Origin of the sequence: Thalassospira sp. MCCC 1A01428 (assembly GCF_002115825.1) — a bacterium.
Classification (GTDB): domain Bacteria; phylum Pseudomonadota; class Alphaproteobacteria; order Rhodospirillales; family Thalassospiraceae; genus Thalassospira.
The window spans coordinates 23,510-44,960 of sequence record NZ_JFJZ01000039.1 but is presented as its reverse complement, the minus strand read 5'-3'; the positions used below and the strand labels follow the sequence as shown (position 1 = coordinate 44,960).

Sequence of the window (21,451 nt, the reverse complement as noted above, 5' to 3'; positions counted from 1 at the left end):
TTAATAGGTCCTGAGCCTAAGACAATTGACGAGGTGGTCAAAAGTCAGTACGTGGCGCAAGGTGAAGCCGCGAATGCCATTGGAGAAGGGGCAGCATCTGGTGATTTGTCGCAGGCTGCTTCTGAATTTGATGCGGCAGCGCAATCGGCCAAAGCGGAAAATGTTTCGCTAAACAATGGCGGTGTGGGTTCCTTTACGGCTTTGGTTTCCGAGGCGGGGGAATTGTCGCTGTCCAACCTGCCGACATCGGGTAATATCACACTGATACTGGATGAAGACGGTGGCGGATCGGTGGTTTATACCGGTGGAACATTGACCATTCCTGACGCCAATGTTGTGACATCGCTTAATTTATCCGGGGTTGGGCGCCCGGTGATTATTAATGATTTTGGTGCCGTCACAACCCTGACCGCAGCGACAAATGCCCGGACAACGATTGTTGGTTCCTATGATGTCTTGCGCGCATTTATTCCAACCGATGATTCGGGCAATACAATTACCGGCATGTTTACCTTTCGTGTGACCGGCATTTCGGATATTGACAGTGTCGAGGCATTGATTGCCGATGTCGAGCCGCTTAATGGAAATAATCATATTGCTATTGTCGGGGCTGCCGATGCCGATTTTACAATTACCGCTAATGAACTGGGATCGATTTATAGCCTCACGACAACAGGTAGCGGCGATATTACGTTAACGGGTGTGTCGACGTCTAATCTCGCTGCGCTGGTTGGAAAGTTGTCCACTGCGGCAGATGGCGAGATTTCCGCAGTAGTCGATTCCGGTAGCACGCTTGCCCTTTCAAAAACATTGCTGAGTCGTTTGTCATCACTGGATTTTAATGTGGATGGGACGATCAATTTTACCAGTGCGACGAGCGGTGCATTACAAAACGACCTCGGCAAGATTGACACCACCGGCCATACCGTTGCGATCAATGTCACCGGGGTGATCAACGGTAATTTTTTGATTACGGATGACCAGCTGGAAAATCTTGCATCGTTAACGACGACGGGGACAGGCACAATTACCCTGACAAGCCTTGATGGTGCAGATGATATATCGGCCATTTTGGAGAAATTGACCGTTGGCAGTGGCGAAATTGCCATTCAGGCGGCATCGGGCGAAAACATTGTTATTACGCAATCCGACATCGCAAATATTGCCCAGCTGACAACAACAGCCGGCGGCAACCTGACCATCAATGATGCAACTGGTGGTGCCCTGGATGCGAATTTGGCCAAAACGACGGTTGATGGGGATTTGACGATTAACGGTGCAGCGGATGAAGATTTTACGCTGACCCAAAGTGACCTTGATGCCATAACGGCCTTGAATACAGCTGGAACCGGCGGCATCACCCTGACAGGGGTAACGGCCGCAAAGCTGGCGTCGGATTTGGCGGTAATTACGGTTGAAAACGGCAGCTTTGCAATTACCGGTGCCGCAGGCGAGACATTTAATATTACAGAAACGGACCTTGCCGAAGTAACGACACTTCAGGCAACAGGGGGCGGTAATATTGTTTTGAACGGTGTAACTGCCGGTGGATTTGCGGGCGATCTGGCAAAAATATCGGCCATTGATAACGGGACGATTACCATCACCGGTGCAGAGGGTGAAAACCTGAGCATTACCAAAACCCAACTTGATGATCTTGCGGCCCTGAGTGTGGCGGATGGATCGACAATTACGGTGAGCGGCCTGACAGCGCAGGATTTTGCGGGTGACCTTGGCAAATTGACGGCTACGGGTGGTCTGGTCTTGAGCGCAGCCAATGACGAGAGCTTTTCGATTACGGAAACCGATTTGGCACATATCAACAGTTTTACCGTTAGTGGTTCTGGCGATGTGACGCTGACCGATGTAACCGCCGCTTCACTTGTCGCTGACAGTGACAAAATTACTGTAGATAGCGGCGTGATCAACATTGTTGCGGCTGATGGCGAAAATCTTGGCCTGACCCAGGCACAAGCGGTTTCCTATGGCAGTATTGAAGCGACCGGGGCGGGTAATATTACCATTACCGAGGTATCTGGTGATGTTTCGTCGGTTCTGGATAATCTGACGGTAGCAAGTGGTGTGATCAGTGTTTCGGCGGTTGCTGATCAGGATCTTTCAATTACTGAAGAAGCACTGGGGGATCTTGGTGGTTTGGCCGCAACCGGTACGGGCAATATCGCCCTGACGGAAGCCAGCAGCGCATCTGTTGGCAGTGATCTTGCGAAACTGACGACCGATACCGGTACAATATCCATTACCGTTAAAAGCGTTGATACATCGGCTGTGGCGCTGACATATGCCGATATAGCGGGCAAGACGGTTGATATTTCGGCCACAGGTAATGTCGATGTCACGATCACGGCGGACGGGGCCTATGATTTTTCCAAACTGTCTGGCGGGACGGTTCGTTTGGTCATCGATACGACAAATGGCGATGTGAGCCTAAGTGATCTTGATCTGGGTAGTATTGATGAGGTGATTGTTACCGGGCCGAATAATGCCCTTATTCAGGCCGAAGATGTTGACGGACTAACTGTGACATTTAGTGCGACCGGTGAGGGCAACGTGGTTGTTGCCGTTCCTGAAGGCACCACGATTAATGACACAGGCCTTAGTGGTGATGTCGAATATCAGTCCAGCATAACCTACAACGAAAGCGGCACGGCCCTTGACGGGTATCTGGTTGGTGCAACCGTGATGCTGGTGGATGGCGATGGCAACCAGGTGGGGACCCAGACCTGGACGACCGATGCCAACGGCCACTACAGCATTGAAGGTTACCAGTTTACCGGGATTCTGCCCGAGAATGTTTCTGTCCGGGTGACGGGCGGCACGGACATGACGACGGGTCAGGCATTTAACGGTGCATTGTCGGTTGCAGTCGGCGAGAATGCTTCGGTGGTAACATCGCTGACCGCAGTTATGCATCAGCTGGTTGCAGGAAATATTTCGACCGATGCTGCTGATGCTCAAAGTGATTTGATCGCCGGGTTGGGGCTGAATGCGTCGTCGCTTTCCAGCGCCAATGTTTTAACCATTGACCCGGTTGCGGTTGTGGCTTCAGGCAGTTCATCGGCGGTTGATGCCGCCAATGCGGCCACGCTGCAAATTGCGGCCGCGGAAATGCTAACCATTTCGGCGCAGCTTGCCGAAGCACTTCAGCCGGTTCTTTCGTCAGGCGAAAATGAATACAGCCTTGCTGAAATTTCCGATGCGGTATTGGCACAGATCGCCGTGGCAATTGGCAATGCAGATGGTGCCAGTGTGGACTGGACCAACAGCACGGTTCTGGGCAACCTTGTTCAAAGTGTTGGCAATGCTCTGGTTGGGGCTGAAAACTTTGACGAAACTCAAGAAGTTGCCACTGGTGTCACATTACAAGATGTGTTTGGCGAAGTTGCGGAACTACTTGCAAATACGGTGGGTGCCCTTGCCGAGCTGATGCCGAGTGAACTGCAAATGCAGGATGCCTCCAGCATTGATGCGATGAACCTGATGATTTCAGCGATCAAAATTCAGGCAGCATCAAATGCCACTTTGGGAGATCTATTAGACGGGTTGTTTGATAGCAATGGTGCTTTCCAGGAAGCCGGCTATCAAGCATTGCAAACTTATAATGACAATTTCTCAGCCAGTTTCCCGACCGATGTTGCAGGTGTTTCGATTGGTGAACTTGTTGACGGAACGATTTATGGTTCCGCCGGGGCCGACATACTGACAAACGGCGACGAAGGCGGTCGTTTTTACGGAAACGGCGGCGCAGATACCATGATCGGGGGAACCGGCGATGACAGGTTCCATCTTGAAGCGGATCATTTGGTCAGCGGGCTTTCCATTACCGGAACCGACGGTGATGAAGGTAGCAGGGACCGCGTGGTCTTGCACGGCGAAGCCAATGACAGCTTTGATTTCACCGCCAGTGGTTTGTCGTTTAATGGTGTTGACCGGATCGACATGAACAATGACGTGGCCGGGCAGACCGTGATTATCGGTGATCAGCTTGCCTCGACGTCGGATGCGAATAATGATGAAACGACAGGCGACATTCGCATCGTTTCACGCATTTATGATAGCAATGACCTTGATGTCGGGATGCAAAATGGCATCACGGTTGATGCATCGGGCCTTACGGAAAATAATCATCTGTATTTTGATGGCGAACGTGCGGTTGACGGTGAAGAAACCTATGGTGGTTTTAGCGGAGATGACACCGTTTATGGCGGCGCCGGGGCCGATACCATCAATGGCGGTGCAGGCAATGATCGCCTGTATGGCAATGATGGTAACGATTACCTTGATGGGGGTGACGGTAAAGACCGGCTTTATGGCGGTGCCGGCGTTAACACCCTGATTGGCGGTGCTGGCGATGACCGGATTTATCTGACCGATGTGTCGGGCCTTTCGGGCAGCGTGATTGACGGTAATGGCGGGTCGTCCACCGAAGCCAATACTGTTGCCCAGGACCGGTTGATTATCGATCTTGAAACGGGGGCTGATGTTGATCTGACAACAGCGCAGGTAAGCAATATAGACCGCATTGATGTGGCGATGGATGTCGCAAACCTCAAGATTATTCTGGGGCATGACCTTGCCATTGCATCGGATTCAAATAACGACGGTACGGGCGGCGATATTCGCATCAACAGCCGGGTTTATGTGGATAATGAAAGCGAAATTGGCCTGACAGCGTCACCGATCACCAATGGTATTTTTGTGGATGCAACAGCATTTGAAAATACAGACTCCCTACAATTTGACGGCGAAGTTCATGTTGGTTTGAATGACCCGCAAACCGGCGACGAAACCTATGGCGGTTTTAGCGGTGATGACATCATTTTGGGCGGTGCTGGTGGCGACTTCATTATGGCGGGCGAGGGTGATGACCGCCTAAACGGTAATGGTGGCAACGATGTTTTGAACGGCGGGGCCGGATCCGACAGGTTGCATGGTGGGACAGGCATTGACACCATGATTGGTGGCTTGGGAACTGACCGGATTTATATCGACAGCCCATCGGAACTTGAAGACGGAACGTTCATTTTTGGCGGCGCCTATGACCTGGACACGGAACAGGCAAGTGCTGCTGAAGCAAACACAAATGACCGGCTGATCCTGGCTGCGCACGGTGAGTATGATTTCACCGACAACAACCTTGAAACGCACGATATTACGATTGGGCAGATTGACCGTATCGAAATGCGTGAAAATGCTTCGGGTTATACGCTGGCGCTGGGCGATGGCATGGTATCAACGGCGGATGCCAACGGGGATGGAACCCTGGGCGATATCCAGATCGTATCGCGGGCATTCGTCGAAGATGGTGATACTGAAATCGATGTTCCCATCACGGCAGGGGTTGTCGTTGATGCCAGCAGCCTGTCGGCGGATCATTCCATTCATTTTCAGGGTGAAATCCTGATTGATGATGAAACCGGCCTTGAATATGGCGGGTTCTCGGGTAATGACCGTATTCGCGGGGGGCTGGGAAATGACACCATCAATGGTGGCGCCGGTGATGACCGCATTTACTATAGCGGTGGAGCCGATACCCTGATCGGGGGCACAGGGCGCGACCGCTTTTATCTGACGACGGCTGTTTTAGCAGCCGGATTGATGATCGACGGCACGTTGGAGGCGGCCACAAATGACCGCCTGTTGCTGACAACGGCGGGCAATTTTGACCTGACAGATCAATCTCTTGCCGATGGCAACGTGACCATTACCAATATTGACCGTATCGAATTGCGTGCCGACGAAGCTGGAAATAATCTTAAAATCGGTTCGCAGCTTGCCTCGACAGCGGATGAGAACGGCGATGGTACCCTTGGGGATATTTCCGTTGTTAGCCGTGTTATTGATGACAACGACAATGATGTCGCCATGACCAATGGTGTGGTCATTGACGGGTCAGAACTGACATCCACGCAAAGCCTGATTGTGGAAGGCGAAATCCAGAATGATCCCGTGGACGGCGATTATGGCGGGTTTACCGGCAATGACACCATGATTGGTGGTGAAGGCAACGATACCCTGCAAGGGGGGGATGGCAATGATACCCTGATCGGCAATGGTGGCGATGATTATCTTATGGGGGGTAGCGGTGCCGATGTGATGACCGGCGGGGCGGGGAATGACATCTTCGCAATGCGTCTGGGTGGGGAAGCTGTAACCGTCGAGTATCCCGATTACACGCCGACCCAGGGTGATTACTTTGAGGTTGTGATTGACGGTTACGCCTATGGCGCAAGGGCAGATGAGAGCGAAACCTCTATCGAGAGTGTTTTGTCCGACCTTGCCAGTGTCATCAATAATGATAGCGGGCATGATTATCACGCCCGTGTGCATGACGGGATATTGCAAATTGCGGGGGTTGGCGAAAGCGTTGCCGTTGATGCCAACACCTATTCCCAGGGCACGGCATATGGAACCCAGCCAGAGTCCGAGGGGCTGTTTGCTTTCAGCTTCACCGACACCACCACACCACAGCCAGGTGACTTCCTGCGTTTAACGGTCGGAGACGACGTTTTCCAGGTTCAAATGAGCGATGGCGATACACCGGGTGGGCTGATTTTTCAGTTGGCGGCACAAATTGCTGCCAAGGCGCAGGTGGTCTATGATGAAGACGAGAATGCCGATGTGGTTGACGCGGTTGCGCTTGATACGGATGGGGATTCAAATCACGAAGCGGACCGGCTGTTTATTCATGTCCCTGACGGAAAATCGATAGATTTTGATAATTCAGGCACCATTCACGCCGATAGTGGTTCTGTTTTTGTTGAAACAGATGCAGGTGACAGCTTCAGTGTTGATGTGGACGCGGATACAAATGTTGCGCAAACAGGTACTTTGACATTATCGACAAACGACGCCGATTATGTTGCCGGATCGTTCCTGTCGGTCACGCTGGTTATTACAACAGCGACCGGTGATGTTGAAACCAACTATCTTTCGACCCCGGTTGTTGCAAACAGTGCAGCAGAGAGCATTCAGGCACTTGCCGACGAAATCAAGGCACAGGATGCAGCCTTTGCCAAAAGTGATGGCGACCCGGATGCGACCTTCTTTGACACCATTACTGTTGATGGTGGAACCATCACATTTGCTGGCAAGGAAAACGATTCCGATTTCACCATGGATGCAACATTCCTTGGCGATTTGGGTCCAAATGCGGGTTATATCGATCCTGCACAGGGCGAGAACGATACGTTTGATGCCGTTCTGTTTGATTTTTATGACTTCGCCCAGGAAAATCAGTCGTTGCAGGACCATGGAACTTTTGTTCTGACGATAGACGATTTCACCCTTACACAACCGGTACATGGTTCGGACAGTTTGGCTGATATTGTTTCGCGCTTTGCCGATACCCTTAAATCTTTTGGCTATACGGTTGGTCTGGAAGATGAACACACGTTGTTTGTGGCGTCAGACGAAGAAATAACCGGCCATTCGATTAATGCCTATCAGGCAGGTTCGGCTTTGGATAACGGTGTTGATGATACGGCAAGCGCACTTTCCGATAGCACCGCATCAATGCTGGACGTGATTACCGACTTTGTGATTGGCGAAGACAAGTTTGATTTGTCGGCCTTGGGCGGGGATCACAATGTTCCGACCAGCATATCGGTGGACAGTTCGATCACCAATTCGGCGGATCAGGGATTTGATTTGTCGACGGCTTTTGAAGGCCTGACCTTGCAAGGTGATGGTGCCGCCATGTTTGTTGAGGTTTCTGGCGGTGGGGAAGCCGCCGGGACATATCTGATTGTCGATAATGGTGACGGTGCAGTGAATAGTTCGGAAGACCTGTTTATCAATGTCACCGGCATTAGCGGCGATATAGATACGGCCAGTGTTTCGGATCTTTTTTATTCAGAAACATAGGCTTATCTAAAATCACGGGCGCAGGGGGTGGCAGGTCCACCCCTTGTTGCTTTTCGGGGACATGCACCCTTTGCGGGGGAAGCGGGATTGGTGTTTAACCCAGAATGGAAAACAGGATAGCCTGGCTGGTGCTGATAACGGGGTTGATCAGCACCGCAATATTACCGGTTTCGGGGAATGCGGCCAGCAATCAGGCCGCAGGGACAGCGGTAACGGTGTCGCCTGCGGAGCTTGCGGACAGCATGGACGCGCAACTTGAGGCGCAAAAAGTTGCCGATAGTGCAGCAGGTTCAAGTGCGATGACACCGCTGTTTCGCGACATCGCCAAAAGCATGAACGGTTCGGAAAAACTGGTAAATCAGTTTTTGCAGCAACCTGGAAATGGGGCACGCCCCATGGCAGAAACGGTGTCACAGCCGGGTTTTATCGCCAAGGTTCGCCAGGCGGTGGAAACCCATCCATCTATTCAAAGCAGCATTTATGGTGCCCGCCAGGCTCGCGACAGCGTGGCTGAAGCCAGTGGCGCGTTATACCCCCAGGTCGATTTTGCCCTGGAAGGCGGGTATAATGTTGCGCGCGCCAATGAACGTGTTGGCGAGGATAACGACCCCGATGGTGTTTTATCGGTTAGTCAGTTGCTGTTTGATGCCGGGGAAACCTTTAACCGTATTGATGCTGCGCGTGAAAACGTGACGGGTAGTAAATACGCTGCCCTTGATGCGGCACAGCAATTTTGTCTGCGGGCAATTTCTGCGTATTTTGATATTGTTCGCCTGCAAACCAAGGTGTTGCTGGCCACTGACAATCGCGACCGTCACGAACTGATTTTTAAAAGTGTAAATGACCGTGCCGCAGGCGGGGCGGGTACCACGGCGGATGTTTACCGCACCGAAGGTCGCCTGGCCGAAGCCAATGCAAATTTGACCGAACTTATTGGTGAACTTGACCGGACACGGGCCAGCTATCGCGAATTGTTCGGTGCCGAGGCAACGCACGGGGAACGCCCTGGCCTTGTCCCTGATATTCCCCAAAATGCCGAAATTGCCTTGCAGCACGCCTTGCAGCAAAATCCGTCTCTGGCACAAAGCGAGGCAGGTAGCCGTGTGGCATCGTTTGAATATGATGCCAGCAAGGCGGCCTGGTATCCGCGTGTATCGATGGTTGTTGAGGGGCGACAATATGATTTGTCCGAACCGCGTGGCAATGACAATGAAATGCGGTTTTATTTACGCCTGAATTATAACCTGTTTGATGGCGGCAGTGATCAGGCCCGCGAAAGCCGGGCATCGAACCGTTTGTCACAGGCACGCGAACGTGAACGACAGTCCCGGCTGGAACTGGAACGTCAGATATCAAGTTCAATGACCGATATTGTTACCCGTGAACAACGTCTCGCGGCGTTGTCGCTGGCCGCGCGGGCCGAAAAAGAAACCTTCCTGACCTACCTTGACCTGTTTTCGATCGGACGCCGCGATCTGGTAGATGTGCTTGATAGTCAACGTGAATTTTATCAAACCGCGAGTGCGCTGATCGATGCCCGAACGATGGCCGATTTGTCGCGATATGTGTTGCTGTCCCTAACCGGCGAACTGTTACCTGGCTTTGGTATAAATGATTTTGGCTGGGAGGCGAAATGAACCGTTCCCTTGGACGTTTGACCCCGCTGCGCGCGATTGATAATGCAGGCGATGAAAAAACGAAAGACCGCCAGGAACTGCCCCCGGAAACGACCATTCCCCCTGCCCGGAGGTCGGGCAAGCCTGATCGTTCGCCGAACGCCGACGAAAAAAAACAGATGGAAGATAAACCGGCATTTTCTGCGGATGCCGATACACCAAAACCTGGCGTCAATGGCCCGAAAATTGATTATGTCGAGCAATGCCTGGTTTATTTGTGTCGCCATCATGACATGTCGGTAACAGCCAATTATTTTCGCAATATTGCAGATGGCAATAAGGATATTACCCCGCAAATCTTTGCCGAAATGGCCCGCAAGGTTGGCCTTGCCTGTATCGCGGGTGAGTTTCAACTGGAAACCCTAAGCCATGTATCCTTGCCGGTGACGGCGTTTCTCGATGATGGCAAGGTGGTGGTAATTGTAAGCCGCGAAGGCCCGCATAAACTGGCGGTATATGACCCGGATTACGGCGATGCCCCGGTGATCATGCCAATTGCCGATTTGCGTGGCGTGTTTAGTGGCCTTGGTATTGCCGTTCGCCCTTATTTTCGTGAAAAGCAGCATGTTGACCATCAATTGGCAAAACGCGGGCGGCACTGGTTTTGGTCGGCACTGGGCAAAAATAAACCGATTTATCTTCAGGTTATTATTGCCGCAGCCCTAACCAACTTTTTAAGCCTTACAGTATCGCTGTTCACGATGGTGGTTTATGACCGCATTCTGCCCAACGAAGCGATTGATTCCCTTATCGCCATGACTTTTGGTGTCGGGTTTGCCATCTGTTTTGATTTTGTCATCAAAATGCTGCGGGCCCATTTTATTGATCGCGCCGGTATCCGCGCCGATCAGGAAATTGGCAGCGAAATTTTTGATCATTTGCTGGATATGCAAATGAAGGATCGGCGCGGGTCGTCGGGGGCCTTTGCCAATACCCTGCGCGAATTTGAAACCCTGCGCGAATTTTTCACCTCTGCTTCGCTGGTTGCGTTGGTGGATATTCCCTTTATCATTCTGTTTTTGTTCGTGATTTATGGCATTGGTGGGCCGCTGGTGTTAATTCCGGCTCTGGCTGTACCAACAATTATTCTGGTTGGTATTGGTGTGCAGCCATTATTGGCTCGTTATGCGCAGTCAGCCTTTGAAGAAGGCCAAACCAAGCAAGGTGTGCTGGTAGAAACCATTTCCGGGCTGGAAACGGTTAAAACATCGGGTGCGGCCCGGCTCATGCGGCAACGTTGGAAAGACAGTCTTAAATTTCAGGCCGGGGTTGGTGCACGCAGCCGTCGTATTTCGCATATGGTTGTCAATATGACGGCGACGGCCCAGCAGGTATCGCAAATTGGCATTGTGGTTTTTGGCGTGTTCCTGATTGCGGCGGGCGAAACCTCGATGGGGGCTTTGGTTGGTTCGGTTATTCTGGTGGGGCGGGCTTTGGCGCCCTTGGGGCAAATTGCCCAAACCCTGACCCGGCTCAATCAGGTGCGGACATCATATCGTAATCTCGACGGGTTAATGAAACAGTCAACCGAACGGCAGGACGGGCGGCATTATCTGGCGCGTACGCGGCTGGCCGGACGGATTGAATTTCAAAATGTCAATTTTTCCTATCCGGGGCAAAATATTGCAGCCCTGCGCGATGTATCCTTTGTGATCGAACCGGGCGAAAAGGTTGCCATTCTGGGCCGTATTGGATCGGGGAAAAGCACGATCCTGCGTCTTATGCTGGGGCTTTATGAACCTGATAGCGGGTCTATTCTGGTCGATGGCACCGACATTCGCCAGATTGACCCATCTGATTTGCGTGCCAACATTTCGGCAGTATTGCAAGATGCATGGCTGTTTTCAGGGTCGGTCAAACAGAATATTGCCGTGGGGGCCTATCGTCCCAATGATGATGATATTTTGCGTGCCGCCAGCCTGTCGGGGGCCCATGATTTTATCAGCCGCCATCCCAGCGGGTATGATTTGATGATCCAGGAACGTGGTGAAGGATTATCAGGTGGGCAGCGCCAGTCCATTTCACTGGCACGCGGGCTTGTTGGGGCACCACCGATTTTGCTGATGGATGAACCCACCAGCATGATGGATATGCAAACCGAACAAATCGTGGTGAACCGTTTGCGAACAGAGGCCGAAGAACAAACCATTCTGGTTGTGACCCATCGCCCCAGCATGCTTGATATGGTCGATACCGTGATTGTGGTCGAAGGTGGTGCGGTGGTGGCGCGGGGGCCGAAATCGATTGTAAATAAAAAGCCGCCGACATCCACAGAGACAGCTGAATCAGTTGAGACATCATCGCCGCCGCAAGGCAAGGCAAACCCGCAGCCAAACGGGGAAAGTGGCCCTGCAGCCGATGCCAACGCTGCCAGCGTAGCTTTTAAGCGCATGGCAAGGGCCAGAAGTGCCAAACCGGTTGCAAAGATCGTACGTCACCGAGACAACGTTGATGAAGCCACCCCTAGTTCCGACCCCGGTAAAATTGAAGAAAGAGCGGCGTTGGTAACTGATAATGACCTGGTGGAGGGTGAAAAAGGCCCGCCATCGTCACAGACGTTGGCGCAGCCCCGTGCGGATGATACGGCCACACGGCAGGCAGCCGCAAAACCGCTGGCCGATGGCAAGGAGAACGGAGATGCGTAACCGTGATCTTAATTCCGAAATCATCCGTCAGATAAACGGTCGCAAATCGTTTTTTTCAGGTTGGGCGTTGTTGTGCGTGATTGCCTTGTTCGTGATTAGCATGATCAGCTGGGCTGCAATTGCCGAGGTCGATGAAGTCACCCGTGGATCGGGCAAAATTATTCCGTCGCAGGATTTGCAAAAGGTGCAAACCATGCATGGCGGCATGATTAAGGATTTGCTGGTGCATGAAGGGCAACGGGTGCATCGCGGTGATGTGTTGCTGGTACTTGATACTACGGCATCGCAAAGCGAATATAATCAGCTGGAACAAAAACAGTTTGCCCTGCAAGCCCAGATTGAACGGTTAACGGCCGAAATTCAGGGAACTGATTTGCAGTTTTCACAAGGTCTGACGCAAAGCGCCCCGGCTGTAACCCTGACCCAGCAACGCCTGTTTAAAGGGCGGCAATCGGAACTGGCATCGGAACTGGCGGTGCTGGAACAGCAAAAACAGCAAAAGATAAAAGAACAGCGCGAAGCCGAAAGCGAATTTAATACCGCAAGTGAGGGGCTGGTGCTGTCGCAATCGGAAATCGATATGATCCAGCCGTTGGTTGAACGTGGGATCGAACCTAAATTGTCGCTTATTCAGTTGCAACGTACCCATGCAGAGCTGCTGGGAAAACAGCAGACATCGCAGATCCGCATTGAACGGCTTAATCTGGCACTAGGTGAGATTGCCGAGCGTTTTAAAACCATGCATGAAACCTTTCGTAAGGATGCCTTGCAGGAGCTATCCAAAGTTACAGCGGACCTGGCGGAGCTGGAGCAGAGCCTGCCCGCTTATGCCAGCAAAGTGGACCGGTCTGAAATACGCTCTCCGGTCGATGGTATTGTTAACCAGATTTTGAAAACCACTCTGGGCGGGGTGGCGCAACCGGGCGAAGCATTGGTTGAAATTGTGCCGATTAACGATGATTTTCTGGTCGAAGCCCATATCAAACCTGCCGACATCGGATTTCTGCATCCCGGCCAGCGGGTAAAGGTTAAATTGACGGCTTATGATTTTGCCCGTTACGGGTCGCTGGATGGTGAATTGACCACGATTGGGGCTGATGCAATTGAATTGCCCGAAACAAAAGAGCCGGTTTACCCGGTTGTTGTAAGGGTATTTTCGCGTTTAACCGATGGTGGGGGAAATGATCTTGAAATTGTGCCAGGCATGATTGCCGAGATTAACATCCTGACCGGCAGCAAAACTGTTTTGAATTATTTTGTTGAACCGGTGGTCAAGGTTAAGAAAAACGCCTTCACTGAAAGCTGACCAATGATGAATAACAAGGTTCTATAATCAGGCGTGATGCGTGCAATGTTTGCGGGCCTTGTTTCTGCAAACAAGGCCCGCCTGCGACGCCCGGTGAAGGTCCGGTTATGCCAGGATTTCCAAAACCGGTGTTTCCAGCACGGTGTCGCTGATGACATCGGCAATGCCCCGGTCGGTTTGGTGCGGGCCGATATTGCAGGCTAGTGTGGCCCCGAATAACGCCTTGAACACCAGATAGGGCGGGTTCCAGTCGACAATATTGTCGGTTGCACTGCGGATGGCAGTGAATTGATTAGCGACATCGCGCATCGATGCCTCGGACAGTAGCCCGCATAACGGCAAAGGTAGCAGTGCATCGATTTTGCCGTTCGATGCCACGGCCATGCCGCCGCCAGCGGTAATAACGGCATTTGCGGCAATTGCCATATCGTGCGCGTTACCGCCAAAAACAGTCAGGTTGTGGCTGTCATGCGATACGCTGGTGCAAACAGCACCTCGCCATTTACCCCAGCCGGTTAAAAAGCCAACCCGGGGCCGGGCATCGACAACGCCGTGGCGATGGGCAACCGCGATAAGGGTGGTTTCTGCGGGTGGCACCACATAACCGTCTTTAACATCGGCAATGATTTCACCCCAGCGGGTAAATCGGGGCTGGTTGATGGTTGCCAGTTTTACCTTGCTGCCCGTTGCCTGTACGCAAAAATCGCTGGGGGTTAACGGTTTGATTTTCATGGTGTCGTAAAGCGGGGCCGGGTCCAATGCCGGGGGAGAAACGATGATTTCACCATTTTGGGCGACCAGGGTGCCGTTGACGAGAACATGACTGGCGTTAAAGTCAGTCAAGTCGTTAAAAATGGCGATATCGGCGCGGCGCCCGGCGGCGATAAGGCCCAGATCGTTGCGGCCCAGCCGGGTGGCTGCATTTAGCGTTGCGGCGCGCAAGGCCCAAATGGCGGGCATGCCATAGGACACCAGCCGACGTACAACATCGTCCAGCCCGCCTTTGTCGGCCAAATCATCGGGAAAAACATCGTCTGTGCACAGCGAAACGGTTTGCGGCAAAAAGCCCAGTTCGTTGATGGTTTTAACAAAACCTGGCAATAAATGGTCGTGCGATCCGCGCATTTCGATGTGAATACCGGCGCGCAATTTTTCCATCAAATCGTCATTCGATGTCAATTCGTGATCGGAACTGACACCAGCGGTCATGAAGGTTTGCAGATCCGCCCCGGTTAAACCGCGTGCGTGACCACAAATCATTTTACCCGATGCCAACCCGGCCTGCATGATATTGGTCATGCGGTCGGTCCGGTTAATGACACCGCGCATATTCATGACTTCGGCAACACCGGCAATGTCAGGCCAGGCCAGAAGGTCGGCCATCGCTGCGCCGTCAAAATCCGCGCCGGAAACTTCCAGTCCCGGTGCCGCAGGCACGCAGGACGGGGCCAGAACCAGTGCACGTAGCGGCAGATTGCGGGTGGCCGCCGTAGCCCATTTTACACCATCCTTGCCAAGGACATTGCCCAATTCATGCGGGTCCCAGACAATGGTGGTCACACCGCGCGGGGCCACGGTTTGCGCATAAATTGCGGGTGTGACCATTGAACTTTCGACATGCATGTGGCTGTCGATCAGGCCCGGTGTGATGAATTTGCCGTTTGCATCAATTGTGCAATTGGCATCCTTGCGGCTGGCCGGGGCATGGACGCTGGCGATCAGGGGGCCGGTTAGGCCAATATCGGCCGGACGCATTTCCCCGGTGACCATATCGACGATCTGGCCGCCGGTAATCAGCACATCAAACGGGGCATCGCCGCGTGCGGCCGCGATGGCGCGGCTGCGCAGGGTTTCATCATTTAGATCTGCGGGTTCGCTGGTTCTGGTATTCATTCTTTTTCTGCTTCTGCTTGCAAGGCGGCAAAAATCATTTCGCGGGCGGTAACCGCATCAACACCAACGGCATATTCGGCATTTTTTATGGCGGCTGGGCGCGGGTCCACAATGGTACGACCGCGTGACGGCCCGGTATTAAGGTCTATGTCAATTCGGGCCGGGGCAAATGTGATGACATCGTCATTGGTAACCGCAATTGCGGCACAGGGATCAAATATTGCCATGCCCTGTCGCCCGCGTGACAGGCCGATATTGATATAGCCTTGGATCAGGTCGGCTAAAAGCGGGGCGTTTTTGCCCCTGGCCTTTCTGATCGCAACAACATCTTGCGGGGTGGCAATTACCTGACGGCATAAATCAAGGTCCACCATCCGCAAGGGCACATTATGGGCAAGCACAATGGAAAGTGCTTCGGGGTCGGCGAATGCATTATATTCCGCCGATGGCGTATGGTTGCCCAGGCTTACGGCCCCGCCCATCCATGTTATACGGTCTATTTTGGCGGCCAGTTCCGGGCGGGCCAGTATCAGCGCGGCAATATTGCCAAGGGGGCCTAATGCCAGAATATGGCGTTCATCGCCGGGTGCGGTTGGTGCTTGCAGCCAGTTACACAGGGCATCAAATGCCGGGATGTCTGGTTTTAGGGTTGCGGATGGCAGGGATTGGCCGGCGGTTAACATGCCGGTTGGTCCCATAATGCGTTCGGCGGTTTCAAGACGGCCCAAAACCGGGCAGGCCCGTCCGGCATGAATGGGAAATTGCCAGTTAAACAGTGATGCGGCGGCGGCGGCATTGCTGCACACTTGCGGTAACGGGCAATTGCCCGCCACCAGCGACATCCCGTCGATTTTCAAACCGGCATGGGTCACGCATAGCACAGCAGCTATGTCGTCAAACCCCATGTCGGTATCAATCCATATTGCCATCACAGGCCCCCGAAACGGGCCAGTGGGGCTGCTTTTTCGACTTTCAGATCAAAGGAAACGGTGCTGCCAAACGGATGAACCGGCAGGTGCGCATCACATTCGGCCTTAATCTGGCCCAGGGGTGTATCAAGCAGATATTCCCGTGTGCCACCGGCAAAGGATGTGCCACGAACTTGCCCATGGTGGGGACCAGAACCAAGCGTGATGGTGCCGGGGCGCCATGCAAGGCCCTTGGTGTTTGGTGGAACCGTCCCGCGCAGGTCGACATGCTGGGCACCGGTTTTCAACATGCCGTTTTCCAGGGCAAAGACATTTTCAAAGCCGACAAAATCGGCAACAAAATCCGACACCGGGTGATTATAAATTTCTTCAGGTGTGCCGATTTGTTCGATCAACCCGTCTTTCATCACAATGATGCGGTCTGCCATTGCCAGGGCTTCGACCTGGTCGTGGGTGACAAAAATCATGGTCACACCGCTTTCCTTTTGCACCCGTTGCAACTCGGTCCGCATTTCAAGGCGCAGGCGGGCATCAAGGTTTGATAACGGTTCGTCTAGCAGTAATACCTTGGGTTCCATCACCATCGACCGTGCCAGCGAGACACGTTGTTGCTGCCCGCCGGAAAGTTCGGCCGGTTTGCGGGTGGTGAATTTGCCAAGGCCAACGGTTTTAAGGCCCTGATTAACCCGGTCTTCAAGGTCTTTGCCTTTGACGCCCATCAAACGCAGGCCAAAGGCAACGTTTTCGTAAACATTAAGGTGCGGAAACAGCGCATAGGACTGAAACACCAGCCCGACCGGGCGTTTGTTGGCCGGGGTGCGGGTAATATCGGTGCCATCAAGGCGGATGGTGCCCGATGACGGGCTTAACAACCCGGCAATGGCGCGCATGGTTGTGGTTTTACCACAGCCCGACGGGCCAAGCAGGGCGACGAGTTCACCTTTGCCAATATCAAGGTCCATTTCCGGCACGGCAACGTTTTTGCCATAGGACAGGGTCAGTTTTTCAAGGCTGAGAAAGCGGGAATCAGACATAGCGGGAAAATCCTAGGAAACGTTCGGCCAGAAAGACAATACCCAGTGACATGAAAGCCAGAAGTGCCGACAAGGCCGCGACCGACGGGTCATAGGTGATTTCCATATAAGCCAGCATATCGATGGGCAGAGTGCGCACACCGGGGCCCGACAAAAACAGCGAGACCGGTACCTGGTTAAAACTGGTGACAAAACCCAGAATGAAGGCCGCCAGAATACCGCCGCGAATATTGGGCAAAACCACGCGGAAAAACGCGCCAACCCGCGAGGATCCCAGCAAAACGGCGGCTTCTTCAATGTCGGATCGTAAGTTGGTCAGACTGGCGGAAACCACGCGCACCGCATAAGGCAGGATTAATGCGGTATGGGCGACAAATAACGCAAACAGAATGCCGGTGTTAAACGGCACGACAAAATAACGCAGCAACGCCAGACCCACGATGATGCCGGGCACAATGATGGGCGAGGAGACAATGGTACGGATGGTTTCGGCGCCGGGCACCTTATAGCGCGACAGAGCATAGCTGGCAGGAACACCCAAAATCAGCGCCATTAAGGTGCCGCCAATGGCCAGAAACAGCGAAATGCCGAAACTTTGCCGGAAACTTTCGATTTCAAAAACCTTGAAAACCCAGCGCAGTGACAATCCTTGTGGCGGGAAAGCCAAAGTTTCACCGGCCGAAAGCGAGGCGGCAATGATAATGGCGAAAGGACCGATCAGAAACGCCAGTACAAGGACAAGAACGAGGGGGGAAAACAGGCGTGATGTCATCGTTTGTTCCTCGCCGTTGCCAGACGTTTAAGCAAAAGATTGGCCGAAAACGCCATGACAATCAGGATTAATGCGATGACACTGGCCGATACAAAATCATTGGCAACCGTCACACGTTGATACATCAGGGTTTCCAGCATCAAAACCTTGGACCCGCCCAGAATGGCCGGAGTGATATAGGCAGTCATGGAACCGGTAAAAACCAGCGTACCGCCAATGACCAGCCCTTCGCGGGTCAGCGGTAAAATAACGCGGGTGAAAACCTGTAACCAGTTTGCACCTAAAACCCGCGCGGCGGGCACCGCATCGCGCGGCATGTTTTCAAGCGCGCTGATCAGTGAAATGATCATAAGCGGCAAAAATAACTGCAACAGGCCGATAAAAACCGCCGTTTCGGTAAACAAAAACCGGATCGGTTCGTCGCTTAGACCAATGGCCACCAGCGCCTGATTGACAAAGCCGGTACGCCCCAAAATAACCAGCCAGGCATAGGTACGTGCGACCGGTGAAATCATCAGTGGCAGTACGACAAGCCCGGTGATCCGGCCTTTGCCTTTGGCGGGCAGGTTTACAATCGCAAAGGCAGCTGCATAGCCAATGACGGCGGCGGCCGCGGTGACCATTGCGGCCAGTTTCAGGGTGCGAAAAAACACCGCCTGATTAAGCGAATGGGAAAAGAAATCAATATAGGCCTGTATGCTCCAGCCGTCGGCGGTGTGAAATCCTTCGGACAGAAGAATAAGCACAGGAACCAGAAAGACGGCTCCGGCAAAAACGGCGGCAGGCATGACCAGGGCAAAGGCCTCGGCCCGGTTCTGAAACATTTTGGGTGCTCGCTTGGGTGGTCATATGTGGAATGCCTGGCGTTGGTGTCGCGAGAGGGCATTCAAAGCTAATTCGGCATTTCGCGGACAATAATGCAGTATGATCAGGGTGCCGTAGCGATTGCATGGCACCCTGGATGCAAGCGTTATTGACCGACTTTTTCGTTCCACTGGTTCAGCCATGCATCACGATTATCGATCATGACATCGGACGGGATCAAATGCAGGTTGGCAACGGTATCGGCACCATAGGTCAGGTTGTCGGCAATATCGTCGGAAACCTTGACGTCCTTGTTCGCGGGGCTGTCAACCAGACCTTCGGCAAGTTTTGTCTGGATATCGGTCGAGAGCCAGAAATCCATGAATTGCAGGGCCAGATCGCGATGTTCGCTGCCTTTGGTTAAAACCATCACGTTCATGCCGCCGGACTGGCCTTCCTTCGGGGTGGCCCATTTGATTGGCAGGTCCATTTTGGAAAAGCCTTTCCAGGCAAATCGGCCAATTGGTGCCGCCCAGATTTCTTCCTGCTGCATCAACTGCACCAATTGGGAGGAGCGGACATAGAAGGTAACGATATCGTCTTTGTGCTTGCCGACTTCTTCAATCGGAGCTTTCAGGGTGGTGTCGTCATCGCCCATAGCCTTGCCCAGCATATAAAGGGTGAGCGGACCCTGGCTGGTGGTGATGTTGGGCAGGGCAACATGGCCGGCCAGCTTGTCAGACAGAAGATCTTTCCACGATGTCAGGTCGATTTTATCGGAACGATAGGCGATCGAGCTTGTGTAAAAGGTATAGCCAAGACTGTGACCATCGCCGTTAGGGTCTTTGGCAATGTCGTAAAGTTTGTCAAAGTTTGCCAGTTTGGATGTATCGATTTTATCGGTCAGGTCCTTGCGGTGGGCAGCAAGGGCATCCTGCGTGGTCATCACCGCGAGGTCAATTACCGGATGGTCCTTGTTGGCTTCCATTTTGGCAAGACGCTCGACCGAATTTCCGGTTTCCACAACCAGTTCACAGCCGCATTTTTCTTCAAACGGTTTATACAGAATTTCCTTGAAGGCATCCTGGGCAAAACCATAAACCGAAATTGTCAGCTTTTGTTCGTCGGCCTGTGCCGAATTAAGGGACAGCAAAAGGGCGCATGAAGCCAGCAGCAGTTTTTTCACAACGTCTCTCCATTGGGAACGTGGGTTTGATAAGGGAAAGCCGGGCCGGTGGAAGACCGAATGATCAGTTCCATCGGAACCCTGGACGTATCAGCCATGACGGTATCGGGGACCGTTCTTTTTTGAGGGGGTGTTGTTGTTTTTATTGCGCGATTGCCAGTTATTTCAGCCAACAATGCCACAACGGCAATTTCGGCTATTTGTGCCATATCCATATGAACGGTTGTAAGCGCGGGGGTCACAACCGGGGAGAAAATCAAATCATCAAAACCGGTAACACTGACGTGTCCGGGCACCCGAAAACCCGCTGTTTGCAGTTCGGTTAATACCCGCAATGCCAGCAGGTCGGATACGGTAGCAACTGCCGTTACGCCGGTTTCAACCAGATGGGGCAGTTTTAGGGATGCTGTTGTGCCCCCGTTACGCAATATCGGTTCCAGCCAGATGGTTTGATGGCAAATATCGTGGCCAAGGGCGGCTTTCATGCCGCCAATGCGGTCATTTTGCACGTTCGATGCCGGGTCATTGCCGAGCAGCAATATCTTTTTGTGCCCAAGATCGCTGAGGTGACGGGCAATTTGTTCGCCGCCATTCCAGTGGTCGGCGGAAACAGTGTTGCCTGGAGTGGACGGGGTATCGACCATGGCGACAGGGCAGCCAACTGCGCCAATGCGGGTGCCACGTCGTGGAATAACAATAAGCCCGTCAACACCACGTTCGATTAAGCGGCCAATCGCATCGGTCTGGGTGGTGACTTCGCCGCGTGAATCGGCAATGAGCACGCCATAACCATTATTTGAGGCCGCCATTTCCATGGCCTGGGCAATTTGCGGAAATAGCGGATTGGCAATGTCGGGCAGGACCAGCCCCAAAACACCCGAGCGGCCCGTGCGCAAGGCGCGGCCAGCATTGCTGGGTACATATCCCAGTTCATCGGCTTTTTGCCGGATTTTTTGGACCAGATCTGCCGAAACCCGACCTTTGCCAGACAGCGCATTGGACACGGTTGCCGTCGACACCCCAAGGGCGGAGGCAATTTTGGTCAGGTTGGGTCCTGTGCGCTGAGCGGCCATCAAATACCTGTGCAGAAGCGTTTGGCGATGATTACGGAATTGATTAATCGATTAACCAAACGCTAGTCGAGTCTTTAAAAAGAGTCGAGAAGAAATTGTGGCAAGGTTAGGGGAAATTATTCCGCAGGTGCGAGAAGATTTATAAGCATTTGAAAAACAACAATTTCAAATTTTGCGAATCCCACACAAGGGAAAGCGCCCCGCCAGGGACGAGGTTTTTCTTGACAGTTTATCAGTCAGAACTGTAGC

11 protein-coding genes are annotated in these 21,451 nt (G+C 52.9%); 4 read left to right on the top strand and 7 right to left on the bottom strand.

Translation table 11 applies throughout. From position 1 onward, the window contains the following. Nucleotides 1-33: 33 nt before the first annotated feature. From THS27_RS27670 to THS27_RS20940, 4 genes are all read left to right on the top strand, one after another. A complete protein-coding gene (locus tag THS27_RS27670) occupies nt 34-7,884 on the top strand; it encodes an S-layer family protein (protein ID WP_085594136.1) in 7,851 nt (2,616 codons plus the stop codon). 104 nt (nt 7,885-7,988) lie between these two features. Beyond that, nucleotides 7,989-9,521 (top strand): TolC family outer membrane protein, encoded by a 1,533-nt coding sequence (locus THS27_RS20950; RefSeq protein ID WP_085594134.1) that lies wholly within the window; start codon nt 7,989-7,991, stop codon nt 9,519-9,521. Beyond that, nucleotides 9,518-12,205, top strand: coding sequence for a type I secretion system permease/ATPase (locus tag THS27_RS20945; protein ID WP_210402963.1), 2,688 nt, complete (start codon nt 9,518-9,520; stop codon nt 12,203-12,205). The genes THS27_RS20950 and THS27_RS20945 overlap by 4 nt, the downstream gene beginning before the upstream one ends. Beyond that, nucleotides 12,198-13,511: an HlyD family type I secretion periplasmic adaptor subunit gene (locus THS27_RS20940; protein ID WP_168184959.1), complete on the top strand. Its 1,314-nt coding sequence runs from the start codon at nt 12,198-12,200 to the stop codon at nt 13,509-13,511. Before THS27_RS20945 ends, THS27_RS20940 begins: the two co-directional genes overlap by 8 nt. Nucleotides 13,512-13,616: 105 nt before the next feature. Here THS27_RS20940 and THS27_RS20935 read toward each other — a convergent pair whose 3' ends face one another. The 7 genes from THS27_RS20935 to THS27_RS20905 form a co-directional block, all read right to left on the bottom strand. Next, nucleotides 13,617-15,404, bottom strand: a complete 1,788-nt coding sequence (locus tag THS27_RS20935; RefSeq protein ID WP_085594131.1) for an adenine deaminase — start codon at nt 15,402-15,404, stop codon at nt 13,617-13,619. Continuing rightward, nucleotides 15,401-16,333 (bottom strand): nucleoside hydrolase, encoded by a 933-nt coding sequence (locus tag THS27_RS20930; protein ID WP_085594129.1) that lies wholly within the window; start codon nt 16,331-16,333, stop codon nt 15,401-15,403. Before THS27_RS20930 ends, THS27_RS20935 begins: the two co-directional genes overlap by 4 nt. Then, nucleotides 16,333-17,367, bottom strand: coding sequence for an ABC transporter ATP-binding protein (locus THS27_RS20925; protein WP_085594128.1), 1,035 nt, complete (start codon nt 17,365-17,367; stop codon nt 16,333-16,335). The genes THS27_RS20930 and THS27_RS20925 overlap by 1 nt, the downstream gene beginning before the upstream one ends. After that, a complete protein-coding gene (locus tag THS27_RS20920; RefSeq protein ID WP_085594126.1) occupies nt 17,360-18,139 on the bottom strand; it encodes an ABC transporter permease in 780 nt (259 codons plus the stop codon). Before THS27_RS20920 ends, THS27_RS20925 begins: the two co-directional genes overlap by 8 nt. Beyond that, entirely contained in the window at nt 18,136-18,963 is an 828-nt protein-coding gene (locus THS27_RS20915; protein ID WP_085594124.1) for an ABC transporter permease, read from the bottom strand. The genes THS27_RS20920 and THS27_RS20915 overlap by 4 nt, the downstream gene beginning before the upstream one ends. Nucleotides 18,964-19,109: 146 nt before the next feature. Next, entirely contained in the window at nt 19,110-20,129 is a 1,020-nt protein-coding gene (locus tag THS27_RS20910; protein WP_085594122.1) for a PotD/PotF family extracellular solute-binding protein, read from the bottom strand. Continuing rightward, complete coding sequence (locus tag THS27_RS20905; RefSeq protein WP_085594121.1) at nt 20,126-21,202, bottom strand: LacI family DNA-binding transcriptional regulator; 1,077 nt, start codon at nt 21,200-21,202, stop codon at nt 20,126-20,128. Before THS27_RS20905 ends, THS27_RS20910 begins: the two co-directional genes overlap by 4 nt. Nucleotides 21,203-21,451: the final 249 nt, after the last annotated feature.